Source organism: Ruegeria sp. CDSC025 (assembly GCF_059610805.1).
The window spans coordinates 400,675-425,215 of sequence record NZ_JBXWOJ010000002.1 but is presented as its reverse complement, the minus strand read 5'-3'; the positions used below and the strand labels follow the sequence as shown (position 1 = coordinate 425,215).

Annotated in this window: 23 protein-coding genes; 5 read left to right on the top strand and 18 right to left on the bottom strand. The window is 57.4% G+C overall.

What is annotated here, in order from left to right; genetic code table 11:
• Positions 1-36: 36 nt before the first annotated feature.
• Positions 37-1,695: a tetratricopeptide repeat-containing sulfotransferase family protein gene (locus AC2FH8_RS05275; RefSeq protein ID WP_281971806.1), complete on the bottom strand. Its 1,659-nt coding sequence runs from the start codon at positions 1,693-1,695 to the stop codon at positions 37-39.
• A 55-nt stretch (positions 1,696-1,750) separates the two neighbouring features.
• On the opposite strand from AC2FH8_RS05275, the gene AC2FH8_RS05270 reads away from it, so the two are divergent.
• The gene (locus AC2FH8_RS05270) at positions 1,751-2,416 is read left to right on the top strand and encodes an SOS response-associated peptidase (protein WP_496688631.1); all 666 of its coding nucleotides are present in this window, start codon (positions 1,751-1,753) and stop codon (positions 2,414-2,416) included.
• Between the two features lie 44 nt (positions 2,417-2,460).
• Positions 2,461-3,513 (top strand): tRNA 2-selenouridine(34) synthase MnmH, encoded by a 1,053-nt coding sequence (mnmH, locus tag AC2FH8_RS05265; protein WP_496688629.1) that lies wholly within the window; start codon positions 2,461-2,463, stop codon positions 3,511-3,513.
• Here the strand turns inward: mnmH and selD are convergent.
• From selD to AC2FH8_RS05230, 7 genes are read right to left on the bottom strand one after another with little or no spacing between them, the layout of a single operon-like run.
• Positions 3,504-5,663, bottom strand: coding sequence for a selenide, water dikinase SelD (selD, locus tag AC2FH8_RS05260; RefSeq protein ID WP_496688627.1), 2,160 nt, complete (start codon positions 5,661-5,663; stop codon positions 3,504-3,506). The two genes, mnmH and selD, sit on opposite strands and share 10 nt — an antisense overlap.
• A gap of 5 nt (positions 5,664-5,668) precedes the next feature.
• Positions 5,669-6,055 carry a Na+/H+ antiporter subunit G gene (locus tag AC2FH8_RS05255; protein WP_142632844.1) on the bottom strand — a complete coding sequence of 129 codons (387 nt, stop codon included), beginning with the start codon at positions 6,053-6,055 and terminating at the stop codon, positions 5,669-5,671.
• Between the two features lie 7 nt (positions 6,056-6,062).
• Positions 6,063-6,332: a K+/H+ antiporter subunit F gene (locus AC2FH8_RS05250; protein WP_496688625.1), complete on the bottom strand. Its 270-nt coding sequence runs from the start codon at positions 6,330-6,332 to the stop codon at positions 6,063-6,065.
• Positions 6,329-6,829 carry a Na+/H+ antiporter subunit E gene (locus AC2FH8_RS05245; RefSeq protein ID WP_142632848.1) on the bottom strand — a complete coding sequence of 167 codons (501 nt, stop codon included), beginning with the start codon at positions 6,827-6,829 and terminating at the stop codon, positions 6,329-6,331. The genes AC2FH8_RS05250 and AC2FH8_RS05245 overlap by 4 nt, the downstream gene beginning before the upstream one ends.
• The gene (locus AC2FH8_RS05240; RefSeq protein ID WP_271947996.1) at positions 6,826-8,370 is read right to left on the bottom strand and encodes a monovalent cation/H+ antiporter subunit D; all 1,545 of its coding nucleotides are present in this window, start codon (positions 8,368-8,370) and stop codon (positions 6,826-6,828) included. Before AC2FH8_RS05240 ends, AC2FH8_RS05245 begins: the two co-directional genes overlap by 4 nt.
• Complete coding sequence (locus AC2FH8_RS05235) at positions 8,367-8,726, bottom strand: Na+/H+ antiporter subunit C (RefSeq protein ID WP_142632852.1); 360 nt, start codon at positions 8,724-8,726, stop codon at positions 8,367-8,369. The genes AC2FH8_RS05240 and AC2FH8_RS05235 overlap by 4 nt, the downstream gene beginning before the upstream one ends.
• Complete coding sequence (locus tag AC2FH8_RS05230) at positions 8,726-11,599, bottom strand: monovalent cation/H+ antiporter subunit A (RefSeq protein ID WP_496688668.1); 2,874 nt, start codon at positions 11,597-11,599, stop codon at positions 8,726-8,728. Before AC2FH8_RS05230 ends, AC2FH8_RS05235 begins: the two co-directional genes overlap by 1 nt.
• A gap of 226 nt (positions 11,600-11,825) precedes the next feature.
• On the opposite strand from AC2FH8_RS05230, the gene AC2FH8_RS05225 reads away from it, so the two are divergent.
• Entirely contained in the window at positions 11,826-12,299 is a 474-nt protein-coding gene (locus AC2FH8_RS05225; protein ID WP_142632854.1) for a rhodanese-like domain-containing protein, read from the top strand.
• A complete protein-coding gene (locus AC2FH8_RS05220; protein ID WP_281971811.1) occupies positions 12,296-13,111 on the top strand; it encodes a CE1 family esterase in 816 nt (271 codons plus the stop codon). Before AC2FH8_RS05225 ends, AC2FH8_RS05220 begins: the two co-directional genes overlap by 4 nt.
• On the opposite strand, the gene mdoH is transcribed toward AC2FH8_RS05220, so the two are convergent.
• From mdoH to AC2FH8_RS05185, 7 genes are all read right to left on the bottom strand, one after another.
• Positions 13,112-14,980: a glucans biosynthesis glucosyltransferase MdoH gene (gene mdoH, locus AC2FH8_RS05215; RefSeq protein WP_496688622.1), complete on the bottom strand. Its 1,869-nt coding sequence runs from the start codon at positions 14,978-14,980 to the stop codon at positions 13,112-13,114.
• Positions 14,977-16,476 (bottom strand): OpgD/OpgG family glucan biosynthesis protein, encoded by a 1,500-nt coding sequence (locus AC2FH8_RS05210; RefSeq protein ID WP_496688620.1) that lies wholly within the window; start codon positions 16,474-16,476, stop codon positions 14,977-14,979. The genes mdoH and AC2FH8_RS05210 overlap by 4 nt, the downstream gene beginning before the upstream one ends.
• Positions 16,473-17,690, bottom strand: a complete 1,218-nt coding sequence (locus tag AC2FH8_RS05205; RefSeq protein WP_282027857.1) for an OpgC family protein — start codon at positions 17,688-17,690, stop codon at positions 16,473-16,475. The genes AC2FH8_RS05210 and AC2FH8_RS05205 overlap by 4 nt, the downstream gene beginning before the upstream one ends.
• A 34-nt stretch (positions 17,691-17,724) precedes the next feature.
• Positions 17,725-19,095: a tetratricopeptide repeat protein gene (locus AC2FH8_RS05200; protein ID WP_496688617.1), complete on the bottom strand. Its 1,371-nt coding sequence runs from the start codon at positions 19,093-19,095 to the stop codon at positions 17,725-17,727.
• A 181-nt stretch (positions 19,096-19,276) separates the two neighbouring features.
• On the bottom strand, positions 19,277-20,461 hold the full coding sequence (locus tag AC2FH8_RS05195; RefSeq protein WP_142632866.1) for a CaiB/BaiF CoA transferase family protein: 1,185 nt from the start codon (positions 20,459-20,461) through the stop codon (positions 19,277-19,279).
• The gene (locus tag AC2FH8_RS05190) at positions 20,448-22,067 is read right to left on the bottom strand and encodes a thiamine pyrophosphate-binding protein (protein ID WP_496688614.1); all 1,620 of its coding nucleotides are present in this window, start codon (positions 22,065-22,067) and stop codon (positions 20,448-20,450) included. The genes AC2FH8_RS05195 and AC2FH8_RS05190 overlap by 14 nt, the downstream gene beginning before the upstream one ends.
• 77 nt (positions 22,068-22,144) lie before the next feature.
• The gene (locus AC2FH8_RS05185) at positions 22,145-22,603 is read right to left on the bottom strand and encodes a DUF302 domain-containing protein (RefSeq protein ID WP_271947979.1); all 459 of its coding nucleotides are present in this window, start codon (positions 22,601-22,603) and stop codon (positions 22,145-22,147) included.
• Positions 22,604-22,671: 68 nt separating this feature from the next.
• On the opposite strand from AC2FH8_RS05185, the gene AC2FH8_RS05180 reads away from it, so the two are divergent.
• On the top strand, positions 22,672-23,085 hold the full coding sequence (locus AC2FH8_RS05180) for a DUF1636 family protein (RefSeq protein ID WP_496688612.1): 414 nt from the start codon (positions 22,672-22,674) through the stop codon (positions 23,083-23,085).
• On the opposite strand, the gene AC2FH8_RS05175 is transcribed toward AC2FH8_RS05180, so the two are convergent.
• The 3 genes from AC2FH8_RS05175 to AC2FH8_RS05165 form a co-directional block, all read right to left on the bottom strand.
• Positions 23,082-23,576 carry a hypothetical protein gene (locus tag AC2FH8_RS05175; RefSeq protein ID WP_496688610.1) on the bottom strand — a complete coding sequence of 165 codons (495 nt, stop codon included), beginning with the start codon at positions 23,574-23,576 and terminating at the stop codon, positions 23,082-23,084. The two genes, AC2FH8_RS05180 and AC2FH8_RS05175, sit on opposite strands and share 4 nt — an antisense overlap.
• A gap of 66 nt (positions 23,577-23,642) precedes the next feature.
• Entirely contained in the window at positions 23,643-24,341 is a 699-nt protein-coding gene (locus tag AC2FH8_RS05170) for a CbtA family protein (protein WP_142632874.1), read from the bottom strand.
• A gap of 4 nt (positions 24,342-24,345) precedes the next feature.
• Positions 24,346-24,516, bottom strand: a complete 171-nt coding sequence (locus tag AC2FH8_RS05165; RefSeq protein ID WP_142632876.1) for a CbtB domain-containing protein — start codon at positions 24,514-24,516, stop codon at positions 24,346-24,348.
• Positions 24,517-24,541 lie beyond the last annotated feature (25 nt).

Sequence of the window (24,541 nt, the reverse complement as noted above, 5' to 3'; positions counted from 1 at the left end):
ACCTTGGGATGCGGCCCTATTTCATTCAGCTAACCTTCAGCCTTGATCAATGTCGTATTCCGGCCAAAGCCCTGTATCAAAACCCGCAAGCATGGGCTGGATATGTTCCGACACAGATCGCCATCCCCCAATGGATTTGGTTGAGATTTTGTTGCGAACCTGGTCGATACTGGCAGTCCGGACCTGTTTGGTATTCTCTTCCGGATGCATCATCGTCTCGGTCCATTCGAGGTCGCAGAAAGCGGCGACCTGCTTGCTATAGGTTTCGGGGTCCGCGACCAGCTTTTCATATGGAACGGTCAGGATCTTGTCGCCAAAAACAGCATCCCAATGCGCCATATAGCGACGATACAGGTTGGCAGAATGGGCAATGGTTTCAAGATTCGAGGCATAGTTCATGCCCCCCGCAGGGAACCGGCGGATCCATTTCGAAAGACCGACATCGCGCGGATCACGCAGCATGTTTATTATCTTGGCGTTTGGGAATGCTGACAACAGGAAGCCGACCCGCTGAAAATTGTGGGGCATCTTGTCAACAAAAGCGGTTGAGCCATCGGGGATCGGCGGCATCAACTCTCGGAACTCTTTGGCATATTTCGCTGCGGCAGTGGAATCGAAGGTCTTGCGATGTTGTGCGTAGTCGCGCGAAAGATCGGCCCCAACCGTCAGTTCGCCGCAGCCAGCAATGTCTGGCGCGGAGCTCAGCATCATTTCCATGAGCGTCGTGCCAGAGCGCGGCTGGCCCAGAACGAAGATCGGAACCGGCTGATCGGTTTGTTCGGACCAAGGAACTCTTCCTCCTACAGGGAACAGGCCAGTGATACGTTCGAACTTCTGTTCTTCCGCCTCTAAATCATAGGGTTTGACGTTGTGTTGGATGGCATTGGCACGTGCAAATTGCGGCAGTGCTGCGCCAAGGCTATCGGTTTTTTGGATCAGGTGGGCCTTGGCAAATTCCAGTTCCGACAGCTCGTGTACGCTTTCGGATATCGCTGCTTCAACCGCCTCCATCAGTTTCGGGGCGTCCTCTTTGCTGGACATTGTCGAAAGCTGAAGAAGGGTGGCAACATGGAAGGGTTCTTTGGCGTAGATGCCCTGCAGAATATTGGCGCATCCCTTTTTGTCGCCACTCTGGTGCAGATTTACGGCTTTTTGAAAGGCTATCTTTTCGTTGTCCGGTGCCAATTCATACGCCTTGGTTATATCGCGTGAGTTGTGCTCGATATAACCGATGCGGCCATAGGCGCGGGCACGAGTCGACAACAGGCTGACATTTTCAGGGTCGCTTTGAAGTTTTTTGGTCACGTGATCAATGATCAGGCGCCAATTCTGTCCTTTCAGCGTAATCTCATCAATGACCCGGTTCAGTTCCTTGCTGGCTGGGAATTTTTCGGCCTTGAGTTCGGCATATTCCAAGGCTTTGGCCATCTGGCCGGTTTGCATAAGAGCATTGGCGAGGTTTTCGACGAATTGCGGATCGTCAGGTTTCATCCGCGCGGCTTCGACAAAATGCGGGATCGACCTTTTATACTGTTTCATCTCGGTCAGAACAAAACCGGAAATGGCATGAAAATCCGAGTCGGTCGGAAACTTTTTTACGCCAAGTTGAGCCTTTTTCAGCGCAGCCTGGAATTTGCCTTCTTCCAGCGCTGCGACAGCTTTGACTTTTAAGGTTTTCGCCGTTTGATTTTGCATATGACCCCGTGAGAACCTGTGCCTGTAGAAAACGATTGTTGAAAGTTCATTACCTATGTGCGGACGGTTTGCAATAACCCTTCCAAATGATGCCATGGCCCAGTTGTTTTCTGCGCGCCCGGCCAATGCTCTGCCTGTTGTCCCGAATTTCAACGTTTGTCCGACATGTCAGGTGCATGTGGTCAGGGCAGGCGAAACCGGGCGTCAGTTGGATGCCTTGCGTTGGGGGTTTTTACCACACTGGTACAAGTCCAAAACCGCTGGGCCATTGTTGATCAATGCCCGCGCGGAAACGCTAGCTGAAAAACCGGCTTTCAGGGCGGCCTGCAGAGAACGCAGATGTCTGATCGTTGCCAGCGGGTTTTATGAATGGACCAAAACCGAGAGCGGAGACCGGCTGCCCTGGTATATTTTCAGAAAAAACGGGGCCCCGATTGCTTTTGGCGGGGTATGGCAAGATTGGGGCCCCGAGGGCGACCAGAAGGGAACATGCGCTATCGTTACGACACCAGCAAACCGCAATCTGGGCAGAATTCATCACCGCATGCCCCTGATTGTTGAACCCGAAAACTGGCCTTTATGGTTGGGTGAAGTGGGCAAAGGGGCTGCGCGGCTGCTGTCTCCGGGGCAGGAAGATATTCTTGGCTTTCATCGTGTCGATCCGAGCGTCAATTCCAATCGGGCCAGTGGACCGACGCTTGTCGATCCCATCGCAGGTTGACACCGTGCCTTTCCATCCGGTTCAACGCGGGTTAGATCGTTGACATGGTTCTGAAAATCACCAGCCTTCAGCAGTTATACGCGCATGAGTTCGACACAACCATAGACGTGCGCAGCCCGGCTGAATTTGCCGAGGATCATTTGCCCGGGTCTATCAACCTGCCAGTTCTGGATAACGACGAACGGGCGCGCGTCGGGACGATTTATGTCCAGGAAAGCCCGTTTCTGGCCCGCAAGCTGGGGGCGGCTCTGGTTTTCAGGAATGCGGCCAACCACATTGAACATAGCCTGTCCCATCACGAAGGGGGGTGGAAACCCCTTGTATACTGCTGGCGCGGTGGGCAGAGATCTGGTTCGTTTACCTGGATGCTACAACAGATTGGCTGGAGGGCCGAGGTTGTCGAGGGCGGCTATCGGGCTTATCGCCGCTTGGTGAGCCGGTATCTGTATGACGATCCGTTGCCGTTTCAATTCGTCCTTCTGGATGGGTATACGGGCACAGCAAAGACCGAGCTGCTTACACACCTTCAGGAACGTGGTGTCCAGGTTCTGGATCTCGAAGGGCTTGCCAATCACCGGGGGTCATTGCTGGGGGCAATGCCGGGCGGACAACCCAGTCAAAAGGCATTCGAATCCGCGCTGGCCGCAGAACTTTGTGGTTTTGACCCCACCCGTCCCGTCGTAGTCGAAGCGGAATCGTCCAAAATCGGCTCTTTGATCCTGCCGCCGAGGCTTTGGTCCGCCATGTGTGCGGCCGTGCGCCTTCAGATTGATGCCCCGATAGAAGCGCGCGCGGAATATCTGGTCTCGGCATATGACGATGTCCTCAGCGATGCCGAGCGGTTGAAAGATCTCCTGTCGCCGCTGAGGTCTCACCGTGGGCATGAGGTGGTGGATGGGTGGTTTGCGCTGATTGACGGCGGTAACAAGTTGGCCCTTACACGGTCACTTATGGAACAGCATTACGACCCGGCTTATGCCAAGTCCGCGCGCGTACACAGCACCGAGATTGTGGCCTCGATCCAGGTTCCCTCGCTGGCAAGTACCGGTCTGAAAGAGGTCGCTGTGCGGGTCGAACAGGTCCTGGATCAGCTCTGAAGTTTTAAACCCGGCGTATCGTCGATCATGCCGATGATTGCTGCCGGATATCCAGCCGCACGTAGGTCTGCACACAGGCCTGGCGCGTCATCGGCTTGGACAGCGGCCAATAGCCCTCCGGCGGTTTGAGGATCGAAAAGAAGATCAGCCGTGGGTCCGTTGGCGAATTCAGGCGCGATGGCGCGGTTGTCCTCGAAGATCGTGGACCGAACACCGCTTGCGCTGAGCTCCACAGCCCCGGCCATCACGGGAACCGCATCCAGAGCAACTACCGCACCGCAACCCGAGGCACCGCAAATACCCTGCAGATGCCCTACCAGACCAAACCCGGTCACATCGGTCATCGCATGGGCGCTGAACAGAATGCGCGCGGCTTCGCCCTGGGGCTGGACCATGTGGCGGAACGCCTCGGCGACCCAGATGCCATTGGCCAAACCGGCCATTTCGGCGGCCATGATCACGCCGCTGCCAATCGGCTTGGTCAGGATCAAAGCGTCGCCCTTGCGGGCTCCGGACAGGATGATCGGGTCGTTTTCGCACAGGCCGGTCAGAGTGAACCCGATGGTCATCTCATCCCCCATCGAACTGTGGCCTCCGACGATTTCGGCTCCGGTTGCGCGGATGACGTCACTGGCGGTGGCCATGATTTCTGCCATGGTACGTTGTTGCAGTGCGGGTGACATCCGAGGCAGAATAATCGTCGCGGTGGCGGCCTGCGGTGCCGCACCCATCGCCCAGATATCACCCAACGCGTGAATGGCCGTGATCCGTGTCATCAAAACCGGATCATTGGTAAAGCTGCGCAAATGGTCCGAGGTCATCACCTGCCGCGCGCCGCCGGTGAGAAGCAAAGCCGCATCGTCACCTGAAAGCGGTATAACGTCTTGCCGATCGGGGGGCGGCAAATCAGACAGAACACTGCGCAAAGCGCGACGCCCAATCTTTGCGCCGCACCCACCGCACATGGGCTTTTCACCCAGGACTTCGGGCACGCCCAAAGCGTGGTCGCGGGGCAACTCTGCTGCTTTCATCTGCGGCAGATTCCGGAACTTATTCATGAAATTCTGGTCGATATGGTTCTTCCATTTCCACATCAACGGACCACTGAGCGAGGTTCCCAATCGCTCGGCCAATGCGGATTTCACACCCAGCGATATCAGCTTGAGGTAATCTTTTTGCGGATAATAAGGGCGCATCTTTCCGACACCCAGCGAGGCCCGAAGATTGTCATAAAGAATCGGGGCTTCTCGGACGGCATAAACACCTGCTTTTGGTCTGGGGTTTTCTGACAGATGGGCACAATCGCCGGCTGCGAAAACAAAAGGATTGCTGGACTGCAGCCTGCTATTCACCGTGATATATCCATCGTGAAGATCCAGCCCGGACTGCGCCATCCAACCATAGGGTTTGGCCCCCGCCGCCCCCGTCACGAATTCAGCCGCAATCTGGCGCCCGTCCTCCAACCGGATGTGATCCGCATGAATTTCAACGATGGCGGCCTGTTCGATCACGTCGATGCCAAGGTCAGCCATCGCATTGCGAATGATCGAGGCCGCCTTTGCGCCAATCGCGGTCAGGGCCCGAGCATTGTCGATCAGGGTCAATCGGGCGCTGCGGTTTGCGGAACGCAGAGCGTACGCCATCGCCATGATCAACTCGACCCCGGCAACACCACCACCGATCACGGCAACCGAGGCGGCGCCTGCACCAGATTGGTACTCGGCCCACCTAGCGGCAAAAGACCCTAACGGTTTTGCGGGGACCGCATGGTCGGAAAATCCAGGCAGGGCCGGCATGTCGGATGTAATGCCAACATTAACCGAGGCTACATCATAGGCGACGGGCGGTCGGCCGGGCACATGTACCTCTTGCCGGTCAGGGTCTAACCCTTCGACGGCACCCAATATCACCCGTGCCCCGGCAAAGCGAGCCAGGCGCACCAGATCAATATCCAGGTCACCCCGGCGGTAATGACCGGCAACGAAACCGGGCAGCATCCCTGAATAGGGGGCTGAAGGCGTGGGGTTGATGACCGTCAGGCGCGCGCCAGGCAGGGGGTTCATCCCCCATTTTCGCAATACCAGCGCGTGCGTATGACCGCCGCCGATAAGAACCAGATCGCGGGTCAGGGGTAACGGAGGTCTATGCATAGGTATCAGGTGTTTCTGTGATCAGGAACGTCTTCGACTTGTTCGACCGCATGTGTGGCCCAGATTTTGTCCTCACCCGCGTCTGGCAGATCCTGGGGCTTTTCATGGCGGTGAATATGCCATTTGGCAATAAACAGGGCCGTGATCGGAGCAGTCAGGAACAGAAACAGCGTGATCAGCAGCTCGTGCAGAGACAGATGATGTTCGATCAATACGGAATGGATGATTGAGGCGATCAGAACGCCACCCACCCCAAGCGTTGTCGCTTTGGTGGGGGCGTGAAGCCTGGACATCGGGTCCTTTAGCTTGATCATACCGTACGATCCGACAAAACCAAATATGCCTGAAACAACCAGGAAGAAGGCGACCAGAAATTCAAAGATTACCGACATGTCGCCCTCACTCGATGATATTGCCGCGCAGCATAAAGCGCGCGTAGGCCACAGTTGAGACAAAGCCGAGCATTGCAATGATCATCGCGGCCTCAAAAAAGATCTCGGTCCCCAGAAACAGCCCGTAGAGTACCATAAGGGCAATTGTGTTGATCACCATCGTGTCCAGCGCCAGAACCCGGGTGCCCACTCCATCGGCCGTAATGATCCGCCACAGGCACATCATGATGGCTGCGCCGAAACAGGCAAAGGCAAAGTAGATTGCTAGGTCGATCATTCGAAAATCTCCTTTAGCCTGCGCTCGTATCGTTGCTTGATTTGATCGCGTACTTCGTCCGGGTTTGGCGCATCGAGGCAGTGGACCAGCAGGTTGTGACCCTGCGCGGACAGATCGCAACTGACGGTGCCGGGGGTCATGGTGATTGTCCCGGCCAGAACCGTAATCGCCTCTGGTGTGCGCAGTTCCAGCGGAATGCAGACCCAGTTCGGTTCACGGTCGGAATCCCGTTTGAAGAGGATGATCCTAGCAACTGTCATGTTGGCGACAACAATGTCCCATAGAACCACCAATATGTATTCGGCGATCATCGGCCAATTCCGAAGAATGGGCCGGTCTGGCCAATACGGCTGTGTGACGAAGGGGATGATAATCCCCAGCACAAGGCCAAACACCAGTGAATTCAGCGATGGTGTGTTTGCCAGCAAAATCCACACGACCGTCAGCAGGAAAGTCAGATGCGGGTGCGGGAATATCCGGTGAAGCAGTTTTTTCATTCTTCCACCCCTAACACGGCCGAGATGTAGTTTTCGGGTGCAAACAACTGTTCCGCTGTGCTGGTAGCGTAGTTCATTGCAGGCCCGGCAAACAATGTCAGCATGACCAGACCGATGATCAAAGCAAATACCGACGTAAAGGCCAACCCGGGCGAAGGTTCCGGGGCTGCCTGAAAGGCGGTCTCGCCGTCAGTTGTATCGGCTTGGTCGGTGGCCAAGCTGGCGTCATGGCTTTTCCAAAAGATCAAAGTTCCGGCGCGGGCTAGCCCTACTATGGTTACGAATGAGCCGATCAATACCACAGCCCAGACCGTATTTGCGTCTGGTGCATCTCGCGCGGCGTCCAGGACCAGCAGTTTGCCAATGAACCCGGACAGGGGCGGCATCCCGGCCAAAGCAATCGCACCAATAAAGAACAGTGCGGAAATCAGTCCGGTCTGTGCCATAGGGTGCTTTGGGGCAATCGCGCCTCCGCGCCGCTCGATCACCAGATCAGCAATCAGGAACAACAGCGCCGTCGCAAGCGTCGAATGGTAGATATAGAACAAAGCGGCGGCGGTTGCTGTTTCGGTGAACAGGGAAATTGCAATCAGCAGGGTACCCATTGACGCGATGGCGCAAAAAGCCACTAGGCGCGCGATGTGTCGTGAGCCCAATATGCCGATTGTACCAACGGCCAGAGTTACCAAAGCGGCAGGTTGCAGCCAGTTGATCACAAGATCATGCGCAACCAATACCTCGGGGCCAAAGCCAAGCGTGTACATGCGCAAGATCGAGTAGGCCCCGACCTTTGTCATGATCGCAAACAGCGCTGCAACTGGCATAGGAGCATTCGCATAGCTGGCCGGTAGCCAGAAATGCAGCGGTAGAACTGCAGCCTTAATGCAGAATACCAGCAGCAACAGGGCAGCACCCACTCTTATCAGAGCGGTGTCTTCGAGCGGAAGCTCGGCAATCCGTACAGCCATATCCGCCATGTTCAGCGTGCCGGTCACTGAATAGAGCGTGCCAAGGGCAAACAAAAACAGCGTTGAGCCCAAAAGGTTGTAGGCGACATATTGCACGCCTGCCTTGAGCCGAACGGCTCCACCGCCGTGCGTCATCAAACCGTAGGACGCGATCAGCAATACCTCGAAGAACACGAACAGGTTAAAGGCGTCACCTGTCAGAAAGGCACCGCATACGCCCATAAGCTGAAAGTGGAATAAGGGATGAAAGTGCTTGCCGCGTGCATCCCATCCGGAGGCAATTGAATAAAGCACTATCGGAAGGGCTAAAAGCGCGGTCAGCAAGACCATCATGGCAGATAACCGATCCAGCACCAGCACGATTCCAAAGGGCGCTGGCCAGTTGCCCAACTCATAGACCAGAATGTCTCCACCTGCGGCCTGTGCGGTGATTGTCAGGGCGATGCCAAGCAGTGCCACGACACCGGCGACCGAGAATATGCGCTGCAAATCAAGGTGGTACCGCAGGACCATGATGATGAACGGAGCCAGAATCGCGGGCAGGACGACTGGCGCAACGATCCAATGGTTCATGCGTCTTCTCCCGGCGCGTCCGTATTGTCATGAGCGGCCATGTCGATGTGGTCATCCTTGGCCGACAGGTAAGCCGAAAGCGAGATCATCACGATCACCGCAGTCATCCCGAATGAAATCACGATGGCGGTCAGCACCAGGGCCTGCGGCAAGGGATCGGTATAGGCGACCTCTTCATATTTGTTCAGAACCGGCGGCGCGTCCAAAGCCAGCCGCCCGGTGGCAAACAAAAAGACGTTCACCGCATAGGTCAGCAGAGACAGGCCCAGAATGACCGGAAAAGTCCGGCGACGCAGGATCAGGAAAATCCCGGCGGCGGTCATCACGCCAACCGCAGAGGCTACGAGCGCTTCCATCAGACCTGCTCCTTTTCTTCTTGTTCTTCTTCAGGCGGATCGTCCCGCAGCGGGTTGATATCCATCGGGAATTCCTGCGCCATGCCGGGCTGCCAGGCCAAGCGGGACAGGCTATCCAGTGCCAGCATCACCGCGCCCAAAACCGCAAGGAACACGCCGGTATCGAACAGCATGGCGGTTGCCCATTCGAACTCTTCCAGCGGCGGCCAGTTCAGATATCCGAAATCGCTGGTCAGGAAGGGGCGTTCATTGAACCATGCGCCAATTCCAGTTGCTGCGGCGATCAGAACGCCCCAGCCGATTGTGCCGTGGTAATAGAACCGTTGCCGTTCGATGGCCCAGGTATAGCCGCTGGCCATATATTGCATCAGATAGGCGATGGCGACGACCAGACCGGCGATGAACCCTCCACCTGGCTGGTTATGGCCGCGGAAAAAGATATAGGCCCCGACCATCAGCGCGATCGGCATCATCACTCTTGTCGCCACGACCATCATCAACGGATGAGAGTCACCCGATTGCGGCCAGTGCGGTTTACGGTTCAGCAAATACCCCCGGACATTGGTTTCCAGAACCGCCTCGGTTAGGGCAAAGATGATCAGGGCGGCAATGCCCAGAACGATGATTTCGCCGAAGGTATCAAAGCCACGGAAATCCACCAGGATCACGTTGACCACATTGGTGCCTCCGCCGCCCTTATACGAGTTGGCCAGATGGAATTCGGAAATGCTCGGGAAACCGAAATCCCGCAGCATCAACGCGTAGATCAACGCACCTGATCCGATGCCTGCCACGACCGAAATTGCCGCATCCCGCCAACGCCGCGCCGCGCTGCTGTCCCAGGGTGTGTCCGTGGGCAGGAAGTTCAGTGACAACAACAGCAGAATCATCGTCACTACCTCGACAGAAATCTGTGTCAGGGCAAGGTCGGGTGCGGACAGATAGTTGAAGGCCATCGAGACGATCAGGCCCACGACCCCGATCAGCACCAAGGATAACAGCCGGTTGCGGTGAAACCACATGATGGCCAGCGTCGCGGCGATCAGGCAGATCCAGCCAATGAACGGAATGATCTGAACGGGTAGGGGCGTGCGTGTTTCAACGCCAATAGATCCGGTGGCGAATGCATAATATCCCAGCCCAACCGTAAAGACGATCAGGATGGCCGCATACCGGCTGAGGACCCCGTTATGCAGAGTATCTGTGACCCAGCGGCTGGTTGTCGTAAGCGCAGCGATCACTGCGTCAAAAATGGTTTTCGCCTCGGGTCTGGGCAGGGCATTCCAGATGAACTCACCACGCCGATGCTGTGCCAGAAAGGCTAGGCCACCCAGTGTGGCGAACGCAGACATATACAAGGCAGGCGTAAACCCGTGCCAGAGTTTCAGCGAATAATAGGGCAGCTTCTCGCCCCCGATTACCGCACTTGAAACAACCGCTACCAGCGGACCTACGATGGCGTTGGAATAAAGACCGATCAGGACGACAAGCACGACCAGGAAAGCGGGTGCAAGCCAAAGCCCGGCCGGTGGGTCATGTGGATGGGTTGGGTAATCGTCGCGTACAGGACCAAGGAACACGTGACCAACAAAGCGGAACGAATAGGCTGCAGAGAACAAGGCCGCCAGCAGCGCCAGTCCGGGCACAAGATAATGCGAATGCAGCCAGGTTGTGTGGACCGTTTCCTCCAGCATCATCTCCTTGGACAGAAACCCGTTCAGCGGAGGTAGACCGGCCATGGAAAGTGCGGCAATCGTCCCGATGGTGAAGGTGATGGGCATCAAATGGCGCAATCCGCCCAGTCGCTTGATGTCGCGGGTCCCGGCCTCGTGATCCACGATACCTGCGGTCATGAACAGGGCTGCTTTGAACGTCGCATGGTTGATGATGTGGAAGATGGCAGCAACGGCGGCGATCTTGGTTCCAAACCCCAGCAGCATGGTTATCAGGCCCAGATGCGACACGGTCGAAAACGCCAGCAGCGCCTTGAGATCGTCTTTGAACAGGGCGATGCAGGCCCCGATCAGCATGGTTACCAGGCCGGTTGTGGCAACAATGTAGAACCACGCATCAGTTCCCGCCAGAACGGGCCACATGCGGGCCATCAGGAACAACCCTGCCTTTACCATCGTGGCCGAGTGCAGATAGGCTGATACTGGCGTAGGGGCGGCCATCGCGTGTGGCAGCCAGAAATGGAAGGGGAACTGTGCCGATTTGGTGAAACACCCCAGCAAAATCAGGACCAGCGCTGGCATGTAATAGGGTGAAGACTGGATCAGCTCTTTGTTCTGGAGAATGACGCTTAGGTCATAAGAGCCAACGATATTGCCCAGGATCAGCATCCCCGCAATCATCGCCAAGCCGCCAGAGCCGGTCACAGCCAGCGCCATACGTGCGCCCTGTCGTCCCTCGGGGAGGTGTTTCCAATATCCGATCAAAAGGAATGAACTAAGCGAGGTAAGTTCCCAGAATATCAGCAAAAGCAGGATATTGTCCGACAGAACGATTCCCACCATCGCGCCCTGAAACAGCAGCAAATAGGTGTAAAACTGCCCCATCGGGTCTTCGCGCGACAGGTAGAACCGGGCGTAGAGGATGATCAGCAAACCGATGCCAAGGATCAGCAGCGCGAACAGAAACCCAAGGCCATCCAACATGAAATTGGCGTTTAGACCCAGTGCCGGAATCCAGTCGAACCGGGCGGTCACGACCTCGCCGCGCATCACGGTTGGGATGTGAATCAACAGCCCCATCAGCGCCAGAAAAGTGGTCAACCCAGCGGCCGAGGCTGCTGCGTTTCGTCCAGCCCGGATCAAAAGGGCTGGGAATACAGCTCCGAGGAAGGGAAGGGCCGCGATGAGGAATAGGGACAACTGCGATACTCCGGTCTGGGCGGTCAAAAGTGCTATTGATTTTGTAAGGATAATTCGCGGAGTGTCCAGCGATTGCAAGCCATTCTGCCTGTTCAGGGGCCCCAAGGTAGGGGATGGTACAGGTAAAGCGGCGATGACACGAACTTGAACAGACAGGTTAATTTCGACACGGAACTGGATAAGCTGCTGTGATACATAGGACCGCATCGGATCAGGAGGGATTACAGTGGCTGCTGGGGCAAACCGGACACGGCGAAAGGTTCTGCTGTTTGGTGCGGCTGCTGTTCTGGGCGGTTTTGCAGTCCGTGAATACCGCCTGATCCCGCAGAGCTATGCGGGCGGTCGGATCAGTGTCGGGGATGCGCATCAACAAGCTAGGCTTGGAGATATATTTTTGGTGGACATCCGTACCCCACGCGAATGGGATGCCTCGGGCGTGGGCGAAGGCGCGCATCCCCTAGACATGCGTCGCGATGATTTTGAAGAGGCGCTGCTGCAGATTGTCGGCGGAGACCACGATGCCCCAATCGCCCTGATCTGCGCGCGCGGTGTGCGCTCGGCCCGGCTGAGCAACCAGCTGTCCGAGGCGGGGTTCGCAAATATCATCGACGTGCCCGAGGGTATGTTAGGCTCAGCAGCAGGGCCGGGCTGGGTCCGGGCAGGCCTGCCGGTTCAACACTATGATGGGAAAGCAGAATGATCCGAAGCTTGTTTCTGTCGGTCGGGATGGCCGTGATCGCGAATGCAGGAATGGCCGCCTGTGTCGATCAGGAAGACATGTGCGAAACGCCGTCGGGTGGGTACCATATCGAACTTCCCGAAACCGAAAACCCACCGCTGGTGGTGTTTCTGCACGGTTATGGCGGGACTGCGACCGGAACGCTGAAGAACCGCAGCTTGGTTGATCCTCTGCTTGCGCGCGGATATGCGGTTATGGCACCGGAGGGGTCCGAGCGTAACGGCCGCCAAAGCTGGAATTTCTTCCCGGGTTGGGAAGGGCGTGACGAAACGGCTTTTCTGCGCGAGGTGGTTCAGGATGCGTCGGACCGGTTCGGGGTCGATGATGACCGCGTCGTGTTGGGCGGGTTTTCTGCGGGGGCCTTCATGGTCTACTACCTCGCCTGCGCGGCGCCGGATACGTTTTCGGCCTATGCTCCGGTTTCAGGTGGGTTTTGGCGACCGCATCCCGAGGCCTGCGATGGCCCGGTGCGCATGTTTCACACCCATGGCTGGATCGACAATGTAGTCCCGCTGGAAGGGCGTCTTTTGGGCGGTGGTCGATTCCATCAGGGCGATATCTTTGCCGGTCTGGAAATTTGGCGGGTCGCAAACGAATGCGCCGATACCAAACCCAGCGGATTTTCCACGACCGGGCAATTCATGCGCCGCAAATGGACCGGATGCGCCGATGGCGCGATGTTGGAATTCGCACTTTTCCCAGGTGGTCACAACGTGCCGCAGGGATGGTCGGATATGATGGTAGAGTGGTACGAGGGCCTGCCGGGTGGTTGATCACTCGGCAGGAGTCATGACGGTTTTGCCTTCGACCAGGCGCTTCAATTCATCCCTGTGGAGACGGGCGGACCGGGTGATTGCCGGTTCCTGAACATCTTCTTTCATTCCGACCATGCGCCGCGCCGGTGAGGTTGAAACGCCGCTGAGTGCGGAAAGCGGGATGGCAAAGGCCAGGCTTATGGCAATCGGAGCCAGCCAGATTGACACCAGACCCGATAGGATGCCGGCGCCCAAGGCTATACCGCTGATAGTTTCCAGCGTGTGACATAAGATCAGCGTCCGTAGGCCATAGCTGCCACCATCCCGCGCCTGAGGAGACCAGCCTTTTTGAATACCAAGAATTGTCCGGAAGACGGCGATCATCTGTTGCACCATAAGGATCGGCGCATAGAGGATCGACAGGATGACTTCCGAGATGAATGAGGTCATGAATTTACCTGCGCCACCGAAATCCGCATAGCGCACACCGCTAAGTGGCAGGGCAAGCACGCCAAGTACCTTGGGGGCCAGCAACATAGCATACATGACCAGAATGATCAGCACGTGGCGGGTTTCCGACATCTCGGGCCATTGCGGGAACAGCGGATTGTCGGGGCTGAAATAATGCAAGACCGAGGCATCCTCGCCCTGACCGATCAGCGCCCACATCACCAGCAAGGCAAACCACAGCGGCGACATCAGATATCCGACTGCTCCATGGAACATGTGGAACCGCGACACAGCGCGGAATCCGGTTGAGCCCAACAACTTCAGGTGTTGCAAATTGCCCTGACACCAGCGCCGGTCACGCAACGCGTGGTCGATCAGCGTTGGTGGGGTTTCTTCATAGGATCCTCGGATGCGCGGTAGGAACCGCACGCCCCATCCGGCGCGACGCATGAGGCCGGCCTCGACGAAATCGTGGCTCATGATCAGTTTTTCCTGACCATTCATTGCGCGCAGTCTTGGCAGCCCCGCGCAGTTGGCAAAAGCCTTGGTGCGGATGATCGCGTTATGGCCCCAATAGTTACCTTCCTGACCACACCAGCGGGCTAGACCTTCGGCGAAGGCGATACCATAAACACCATTGGCAAATTGCTGCATCCGAGCAAAAACCGACTGAGCGCCAATTAACTGAGGGTAACTCTGGATCAGGCCCGCACCGGGGTCTCGCGCCAGAGAATCTGTCAGGCGCAGGATGGCGCGGCCGGTCATCAGGCTGTCGGCATCCAGCACGAGCATCGCATCCCAATCCGCACCCCAACGGCTGACCCAATCTGCGATATTTCCGACCTTGCGGTCTGTGTTCTGTTCTCGCCGACGGTAATACAGTTCCAGTCCCGGCGCGAGGGTGGTGCGCAACGCTTCGACGCTGGCTTGTTCCTGTGCCGCGATCTCGGGGTCGCGGGTGTCAGAGAGGATGAACATCGCATAGTGGTGCTGACCATCCCGCGCGCGCAGGTCTTCCAGCATGGTTCGGGCGTTGCCCAGCACGTTCCAGGGTACTTCATTATAGACCGGCATAAGAAGCGCGACGCGCAGCGCCTGTGGGCGGCGCTGACGTTTGGGCTGTTCCTGCCGCGACAGGGAAATCATACCCAACAACACGGTGCAGACCGTGAAAGAGATCCAGAAAAAGTTGAATGAGATCAGAGCCAACAGAATCGCTTCGATCAGGTTGATCCCTTCGGCACCGAACCAGTCGGCCATGACCCAAAGCAGGCCCAGCGTAGCCGCCATCGCAGGCGAGAACGCCAGCGCACGCCAGAATCCCGCAGATGCCTGCCAACTGCCGGGCGCCTGAGCGTCACGGAACCCAGCGCTGAAATTCTGCTCCGGCATCGCCAGGGGTGCCTCAGGCGGCATGATATGCAGATCGTTGCTCATGATGTCCAACGATACAGCCAGACTTCGGAGGCAGGCTGCTTGTCTTTCAGCAACTGCGCACGCAGTTCCACATGGTTCCGGTCTCCCGGCTCGAAGGAAAAGGCCAACCGCAGGCCGCCAGTATCGGGGTTGCGCTGCAGGACGCCTTCCGAGGTCTCTGCATGGGGCGAGTCCACAAAGATCGTCATCGCCTCAGGTTCGTCGAATAGCTCGCTGGCTTCAAAGTCGATCACCGCCAGACGGCCCTCGCCGAATGTGTTGTAACCCATCGCAGTGTTGATCACGCGTGGCATCGGGGTGCGCTGTGGTTCTTCACCCCAGATCAGGCGGTAGGACAGGTCCACCTGGCTTCCGGCCGCATAGGGCTCCATCGGACGCCAATAGGCGACGATATTGTCGTAGATTTCCTGATCAGCCGGGATTTCGACCAGAGTGACCGCACCTTTGCCCCAATCGCCAGTTGGTTCGACCCAGAGGCCGGGGCGTTTGTGGTAACTCGCTTCAAGATCGGCATAATCCGAGAACGCGCGTTTCCGCTGCATCAGGCCAAACCCGCGCGGGTTCATGTCAACAAAGGACGAGAACTGCAGGCGGGTCGGGTTTGCCAGAGGCCGCCACAGGACCTCGCCAGCGCCGTTGCGGATCAACAGCCCGTCGCTGTCATGCACCGCAGGGCGGAAATCGTCGAAACGGCTGTGATTGGTCTGATCGAACAGGAACATCGACGTGCCGGGTGCAATGCCGACATGGGTCAGTTCCATACGCGGGAACAGAGTGGCCTCGACCTCCATCACGCAATCCGCGCCTGCCGTGACGTTGAACCGATAGGCACCGGTCACGCTGGGGCTGTCCATCAGGGCATGAACCACCATGTTGCGCTGACCGGGCTTGGGACGTTCCAGCCAGAATCGAATGAATTCGGGAAATTCTTCACCATCCGGATCGCCGGTTTTCAGCGCCAGCCCCCGGGCCGACAGGCCGTAGACCTCGTGAAGGCCGATCGCCCGGAAGTAACTGGCGCCCTGAAACACACAGAATTCATCGGTTTTTCCGGGGCGGTGCATTTCAGTCCGCAGACGCAGGCCCGAAAAACCCAGCGTGTCGTCGACGGGCAACTGAGGAACCTCGGTCGACTTGTCAAACATCGACAGATCGAAGGCTACGGGTTTAGCCATGCCGTCTTCTACAGTCGACACCTGAACCGTGCGGGGGAAATAAAGCCCAGGGGTGAAGAAATCGACGTTGAACGGCGTCTCGGTCTCGTACCACATCGCGCGATCCAGGCGGAACCGGATCGAGCGGTATTGCTCATAGGTCAGGTCCTGCCATTCCTGCGGGACCATCTCGCGCTCGGCAAAGGGCTTTGCGGCCAACTCGCGGGCCAGCGAGATCACGTCACTGCGGTCAAACGGGACCTCTCCGCCCACGGCAAAGGTGGCCGGGGCGAAGGCAAGCGCCGAAGTCGTGGCCAGAAATGCGCGACGTGTGAATTTCATTTCTTTGATTTCCAGGGTTGTGACTTAAACCACGCGGCCAAATAGGCCACGCTGATGATCATGGCAAAGCCAATCATATTAGCGACAAAGACAGTGGCAAAATCCCGCCCAAACAAATCGAGCCCAACGCCGATAAGTCGTGCTGCTGCCATGGAAAATACGAATACGGCAAGTGATTGCTGACCCACTTTGGTGACCAGGGTCAGCACGATTTGCCAAGCTTTGGCGCCTGCGCTCTGACCGGTTGCGATCAGGCGGTGTCCATGCTCGCCAGCAGCGACCCAGCCCAGATAGGCCAGCGACAGGAAATGCATGTAGCGAAACAGACCGAAATCGGTCTTGTCGCGGAATTCTTTTGTGATGGGCCAGACTTTGCGGATTTCATCGGCCAAATCCGGGGCTGCGGCATTCACCCATGTGAACACTTTCCACGACCCGAAGGGCATTGAAAAGATCAGGAACAGCGCCGCTGCCCAGATCAGCGTTTTTGACACCGGAGGGGCTGGAATCCAGCCGCGCATGAATGCAAAGCCAGTAAAGAAAAGCAACTGCCAGCCAAAAGGGTTAAAGAACCACTGACGATCCGACCAGGGCTCGGCCGGCAGGTCCAGAATGTCGGTCTGCGCCACGAGCCAGATAGCAACGGATGTGGCTGCAACCGCCCAGAATCCGATGCGGGACAGGCCCATGAACAGCGGCATCATTGCAAGTACCACAAGATACATGGGTAGAATGTCGAAATAATTCGGCACGTAGGTCAGGGTGAACAGGCCTACGATCTGCGGCGCAGGATCATTGAAGAAATGCTGCAGGTTCAGGGACGAGATGTAGTTCTTCTCAAACAGGCCTGTTTGATTCAGCGCAGCCATCGTCATCGCGACAAAGAAGAACAGGCCGATATGCGCCCAGTAAACCTGCCAGATCCGGTATGATACTCGCGCAGTGCCCATCCACCAGCCCTTGCGCAGGAACGCGCCGCCAAAGGCGATGGCCGAGGCCATGCCCGAACAAAAAACAAAAATCTCGGTTGCATCCGAAAAACCAAACCGGGCAGGGATCCACTTGGCCCAGGGGTCGTTGGGAATATGCGCAATCAGGATGATGAACATCGCAATTCCGCGATAGAAATCCAGACGCGGGTCGCGCGTACTAACAGGGGCGGCCGAGGTGGCTGCCACAGGTGCAAAATCAGAAGCGGGCGATAGAGTCGCCATACGAGTTCTGTCCTTCTTCAGTCTTTTTGTTTTGTTATTCTGCCGGAACGCTTTGTGCGTCTTGGTTATCGCGAGCCGCGTCGATCAATGCGCGGCGCGCCATAGCATAATTGTCCTCACCCCCGGCCCGCTTGGCACGGCGGTCGTCTAGAATGCGCTCGACAGCATCCAAACGGCCGGCACGCAGGCCGGAATCAATAGTGATGCGCTCGAATACATCACGTTGGGCGTGGCTACCACCGGCCAGTTGCATTCCGTCCCGTGCATTCGACAGGAAATCAAATGCTTCGCCGTAAAGGCCGTCGCCAAAAGCCTCAAGCCCTTTGGCTGCGGCAATACCGGGATCCGACATCCGGATCGGAGTGTCGCCCTGATTGCGCTGGGCATCTTTCTGGATGCGCTGCAGCATTTTGCCGGTCGCTTCGGTCCGGTTGTCGCCGGTCAGGGCCAGCAGATAGTGAAGATCGGCGAAGATCAGGCAGCCATCTTCGGTCCGGGCGGCGCTGAGGTCGGCCAGTTCCTCCCAGCGGTTTCCAACTTTGACGCCCTCAAGCTCGAGCCGGGACAAAAGCGACGTGGCATTCGATATGTCACGGTAATCGTCAGTTTTGTCCTGCCGGACATACTGGTCATACAGTTCCATAACCTGATCGACCTGACCCAGGTCCAGATGCATCAGCGCCTTGTGCCACCAGACGTGATAGCGGAAGTTGTTGCAATGCGCCCAGGCATCCTCGCGTCCGGCCAGCCAATCAAGACCTTGCTGCGCATTGCCGGTCATCTCGTGCACATGGGCTACTGCGTGCAGGCCCCAGGCATCATCCGACACCATCCACAGTGCCTGACGTCCGGCGATTTCGGCTTTTTCATAGGCCCCGGTTTCCTCAAGCGCGAAGGAATGGCACCCCAGAAGATATCCGCGGCCGGCGTGGTCGGGTTCATAAGCAGGCAGGACACATTCGATCGACCGTCGCATACCAGCGGCATCTCCCAAGACAAACCGTGTTGCATGGCTGAGTTTCATCGCCAGCGAGTCCTGTGGGTGGAGGCGCAGAATTTCTTCAAACTTCTGGATTGCATGTGAGGGCAGGTCGGACAGGTAAAGGGCCAACGCGTCGACATAAAGCCGCTCGCGATCAGTTACCGGTTGGCGATCCATAGCGGTGTTGGCAGCATTCAACGCTTCCGCTGCAACTGGCATCATCTCTCGCCGGCCCAGCAAGACCAGGAACAGGCCTTTGACGGCGTGACCAAGCGCGAAATCGGGCTCAAGCTCTAGCACTTTGCCCAGATGCAGGGGTGTGACAGCTGAATGCGCCATGAAACCAAGCAGAACACCATTCCACGCCTCGACACTGGCCGAATGGCAAAGAGTGTTCATCTGTCCGAAAACATCTTGTTTCATGCGCGGGATCCAATCCATTTGCGATTTATTACTTTATTCGATTTAGCAGAGAGTCAGGCGGGGTCGTATCAGTATCGGCCCTGCTCTCGAATTGGTGAAAAGCTGTGTGTGGAAAACGTGAAAAAATCCGCCGATTCAACGGCATGTTTCAGCAATATGCCGCCTAGTAAGGCATTGTGTTTCAATCTTCAAATGGGTTCTTCGCGTTCAAGACTGCTGCAGTGTCCGCTCCGAACTGTGGCGGAGCCGTCCGGTAGGTAACCGGTGTCCGCGACAATTTCAGCGGGTTTCCGATCAGTTTTACCTCGGCCGGGGCAGCCTGCATCGCGATCTGCATTTGCCGCGCCGCGACCTGCTCGGTGTCAAAAACCTGATCCAGGGTCTGGACCGGCCCAACTGGTACTTTGCGTGCCTCAAGTTCTGCGATGACGGTTGTTGTGTCATATGACTGAACCGCAGGGCGCAATAGGGCGTTCAACGCATCCCGGTTTTCCAGCCGCGCCGGATTCGTCGCAAAGCGGACGTCATCCGCCAGATCAGGTTGGTCGATGAATTCGCAGAACCGGCGGAACTGACTGTCATTACCTACAGCAAGGATCACATGGCCATCAGCGGTTTCGTAAACGTCATATGGAACGATATTTGGATGACCATTCCCACGGCGTTGTGGCACATTGCCGGATGTCAGATAATTCACGCCTTCATTGATCAGCCACGCAATCTGGGAATCGACCAGAGCCAGATCAATTTGCTGTCCCTCTCCGGTCTGGTCCCGATGGCGCAATGCTGCCAAAATGCCAACGCAGGCATACATACCGCACATGACATCAGCGATACCAACTCCAACTTTCATCGGCGCCCCTTGGGGATCGCCGGTCAGAGACATGACACCGCCATAGCCCTGCGCCATCAGATCATATCCGGGCTTTGATGCGTTAGGCCCATCCTGCCCGTAGCCTGAGATCGAACAATAGACGAGGCTAGGGAATTCCTGCGAGAGCGATTTGTAATCCAGCCCGTATTTCGCAAGCCCGCCGGGTTTGAAATTCTCGATCAGGATGTCCGCAAACGAGGCCAGCCGCCGAATTTCCGCCTGACCTTCGGGTGTGGTGATGTCGATGGCGACCGATTTCTTGTTGCGGTTGGCTGACATGAAATAGGCACTAAGATCCGATGGAACCCCGTCGGCATCAGCGACATAGGGTGGGCCCCACTGGCGCGTGTCGTCCCCTTTAGTAGCAGGGTTTTCGATCTTGATAACGCTGGCACCCAAATCGCCCAGCAACTGTGTGCAGGTCGGTCCGGCCAGAATGCGGGACAGGTCCAGAACCTTGACGCCCTTCAGCGGTCCTTCAGATCCGGCCATCATATCCTCCGCGGTCAATCTCAGCAGCGATTACGGTGAACCTATCAGACTTGGTTGCCGCTTCCAGAGCATCCCTCAGTTCGGCGCGGGTGCGCACCGTGTAACCATTCCCACCGAAGGCCCGGCCCATAGCTGCAAAGTCGTGGCGGTCGAAATCGACGCCTACGTTCCCCATTTGCCGCTGACGCTGTTTCAATTCGATCAGGGCAAGGCTGGCGTCGACGAACACCAGGAAAATCGGGTTACCACCCATCTCGGCAACGGTCGACAGTTCTCCGGCGACCATCAGGAACCCGGCATCACCGGAAAAGCTGATGACCGGGCGCGTGGGTTCGGCCAGCTTCAGCCCGATGGCCATTGGCAGAGCGCAGCCCATGGTGCAGAGCGCCGAAGACTGGATCAGCCCGCGTTCTTCGGAACATCCCCACATCTGGCTGAGAAGGATGCGATGTGCGCCGCTGTCAGCGGTGGCCAATGTCTCGGCAGGAAGAGCCGCGCGGGTTTCCGCAATTACCGCGGCGGGACCCCATACATCATCAGTAGGGAAGGCTCGCGCCAGGGCGGCCCGAACCTGTTCGGGTTCGCCGCCGGGCCAGGTGGCGCGGGCAGGGTTGCCCTTTGCAATGGCCTCGAGGGTCGCGCCGGTATCAGCCACCAGGTTCAACCCGGCCTGATGCATGTAGTGATCGTTCGGAACCGCCGAAATGTCGATGACGCGCTTTTCTTCGGGGTCCCATATCTCGCGCCAGCCTGGGCGCATTTCGATCGGGTCATAGCCCAGACACAACACTAGATCGGCCTGTTCAACCAGCGGCACTAGATGGGTGTCAGCCAGCGGCGACAGGCCCGCGCCGCCAAGGCACAGTGGATGATCCTCGGGAACCACGCCCTTGGCCTTGTAGGTTGTCACAAAAGGAATGCCAAAATGTTCAAGGAACGCCTGCACCACATTGCGCGAGTCGTCATATAGAACATCCAGGCCGATAATCGCGATGGGCCGTTCGGCCTGTGCCACCCAGCGGCGGGCTTTTTCAACGCAATCCCCCTCGGGCGCGACGGCGGCAGGTTTGACAAGACGGCGGCGTTTGACATCGGTCACAGGCGCATCCGCAACCGAAATCGGCACGTCGATATGCACCGGTCCTGTGCGCGGCTGATTGGCCAGCGATACCGCTTTGTCTGCGATAATATCCGCGCCTTTGGCGGTCAGCATGAACGTCCCTTTGGTGATCGAGCGATAGACCCGTGCGTGATCCATGACCTGATGGGTGTATGTCAGCGCCTCATCTGCGTCGACACAGCCGGTCAGCACGATCATTGGCACCCGGTCCTGCAACGCATTGGCGACCACATTGATCCCGTTCATCGCGCCTGGACCGAGTGTGGCCACCAGAATGGCCGGGGCACCGTCGCGGTGATGCACCGCCTCGGCCATAAAGCCAGCCGCGTTCTCGTGTTTGGTCAGGTGAAAGGTTATTCCCGCCTTTTCCAACGCATCCACTAGGGTCAGCACCTCGCCACCTGGCATGCCAAAAGCGTGGCGGCAGCCAGCCTCATAAAGCCGTTGGGCCAGAATGTCCGCAGCGCGGGGCGACGAGTCCTGCATCAGTAAAGCTCCGAAAACTGTTTCAACGCAGATTGCGGAGGACAGACCCGGACGCAAGGCGCATCACGCCAGTGTGACTATTTGACAGCGGCTTCGGCCACGATCTGAAAGGTGTCATCCAATTCCTGGGCAATGTCCCTCAGGGGGTCTCCTCCCTCATAGATATAGGGCGCGAATACAAAGCTGGGCGTTTTATAGGACAGGGTGGCGGTACCGTCCTCGTTTTCAGTCACGTAAAACCGGATCGGTGCTTCGATCATTGCGCGCACCGAGGTTTCCAGCACGCGCACCGCATAGTCATTGTTGAAGGCGCCGATCACCAGATTGCCTGGGATTGTAATTCCCCGCGCGGCGGCGGCTTTGGTGGGGCCGGCCTGCGTGACAACGATCAGACCGTTTGCCTTAACCGCCGATTTGGTGTCCGAGACCAATTCATCATAGCTTTTGCCCGTTGGATACACGGCCCATCCCGAGAGCGGTTCGTCGGCCCAGGCGGGCAGAGCCAGCAGGGCGAAGACAGTCCAAAGCAGTTTCATCCAGAGGCCTCCTTTTAAGGTGTCTGCAGGAATCCTGCCAGAAATGTGAGAACGTCGCACTCACAATCTTGTGCGCATTCGGGATTGCGCCGCGCCGCTTAAAGCCGCAGAAACGGGCGCAGGACGAAGGGAAAGGTCTGGATCGGATGCGCCTGATGATCTGCAAAACCTGTGGCACCGCACGTGATCGGGCGGCCGAGGTGCAGGCTGTGCAGGACGCACTGAAAAGGGCCGGATTTACGGATCAGGTCGAAGTGAGCGAACACGCCTGTTTCAGCGGCTGCGCGGAACCCACGGCGCTGGCTATACAGGCGCAGGGGCGCGCATCTTATGTGTTTTCGGGTGTCGATGTGGTGGCGGATGCCGCGGATATCGCTGAAACTTGCCGTACTTACCTGAACAGCCCGCAGGGCTGGATTGAAGACGCCCGACCCTGCGGGCGGCTTCGGATGTGTTTGCGTGCGCGTATTCCGGCGCTTTAGTCGACCTGAACCGTAACCGCAGCACGAACCGGCACGTTATCGACCGAAAGCGGGCTATGGCTGTTGGAATTCAGTGAAACCGAAACCTCGACCTCGCCTTTGGGCAACTGATCAAGATGCATCCAACTGCCGTAAAGCCGGGCGAGCTTTTCTCCGTTGATGTAAACATGCGCGTGCCCTTCGCCTGCCATGTCTGCGGTCGATGCGTTCTGCGGTGCGAAGGTAAAGTTTTTTGGCATGACATGCAGGTTCCAGCCAGACATAGGATCCTGTGTCAGAGCGATGTCCAGTGTAGGTGCATCTGCGCCTGCCGGTAGGTTCAGGGCCGTGGAATGATCGTGGGCCATGGTCTCAGTGTGTGAGGCTCCGTGAAGAGACGGATCAGAATGGTCGTGGCCATCAAATGTGACGCCATTTGCAGCAGCAATTACAAATCCTGCACCGCCGCCAAAGACCAGACCGATCACGAATAGAGCAAGTGAACGGGTCATTGTATTTCCTTGAAAACATAGGGAAACGCGCCAAGTTTACACCCGGCGCGTTCATTCGAAGTGCGATCAGGCCGTTGCTTCGGAAGGTTGCGCTTCTTTCTGCCAGAAATAGCCAGCGAACGCGCCAACCAGAACCCATGCAACCAGACCGATTCCAAAAGCTCGTGCGGCGAACAATGCGCCAATTTCAGTCGGCACAGGGCCGGTGAAAACATCGGGCTCGGGTGCACCGATAAGATGTGGCACCAACAGAAGTACCGCAGCGATCACATAGCTGATCAGGTTACCTCCAAAGGCGATCAACCACATGGCGACAAGGGCTGCTGCAACCGTTGCGAACCACCAGACCTGACGTGCATAGACATCGGCTGCTGCGACACCCGGCACTTCGGGCGCCAGGGTGAAACCTGGTGCAAGGTGGAAGGCGATAAATCCGGCCAACCCCCAAAGAACGCCGGTCCGGCCATCAATCTGATGCCCTTGACCTTCGGCTACCGACATCAGCGCAACCATCACCAGCGCATAGCCGGTATAGGTCAGCATGGTAAAGATGACACTCAGCGCATCACGCGTCAGTTCAGAGAACATGCGCGGCAGCTCGGGATGAGCCGATACGGTCTCGCCCCCGAAATGCACCAGCTCTCCGGATTCATAAAGCTCGGCATGCAACAATACTGGTTGCACAAATACCAACTGCAGCAAGGCGGCAATCAGCCCCGCTGCAGCACCAGCGAACAACGCGCTGGTCAATATACGACTGAACACGGTCTTAGTGGCAGGGGAAGCCGGTCGCGTGACGCACGTCATGCGCTGCATCATGCAGGGCCGCTGCCTGAACGTGACCGGTCAGCGTGATGAGGCCCAGACCCAGAACCACTGCAAACATGACCGGAACAAAGCCTGTACGCGCGGCGGATGCTGTTTTCGTTTGTGTTGCCATTTTGTATTCTCCTCTGCCGCCGCAC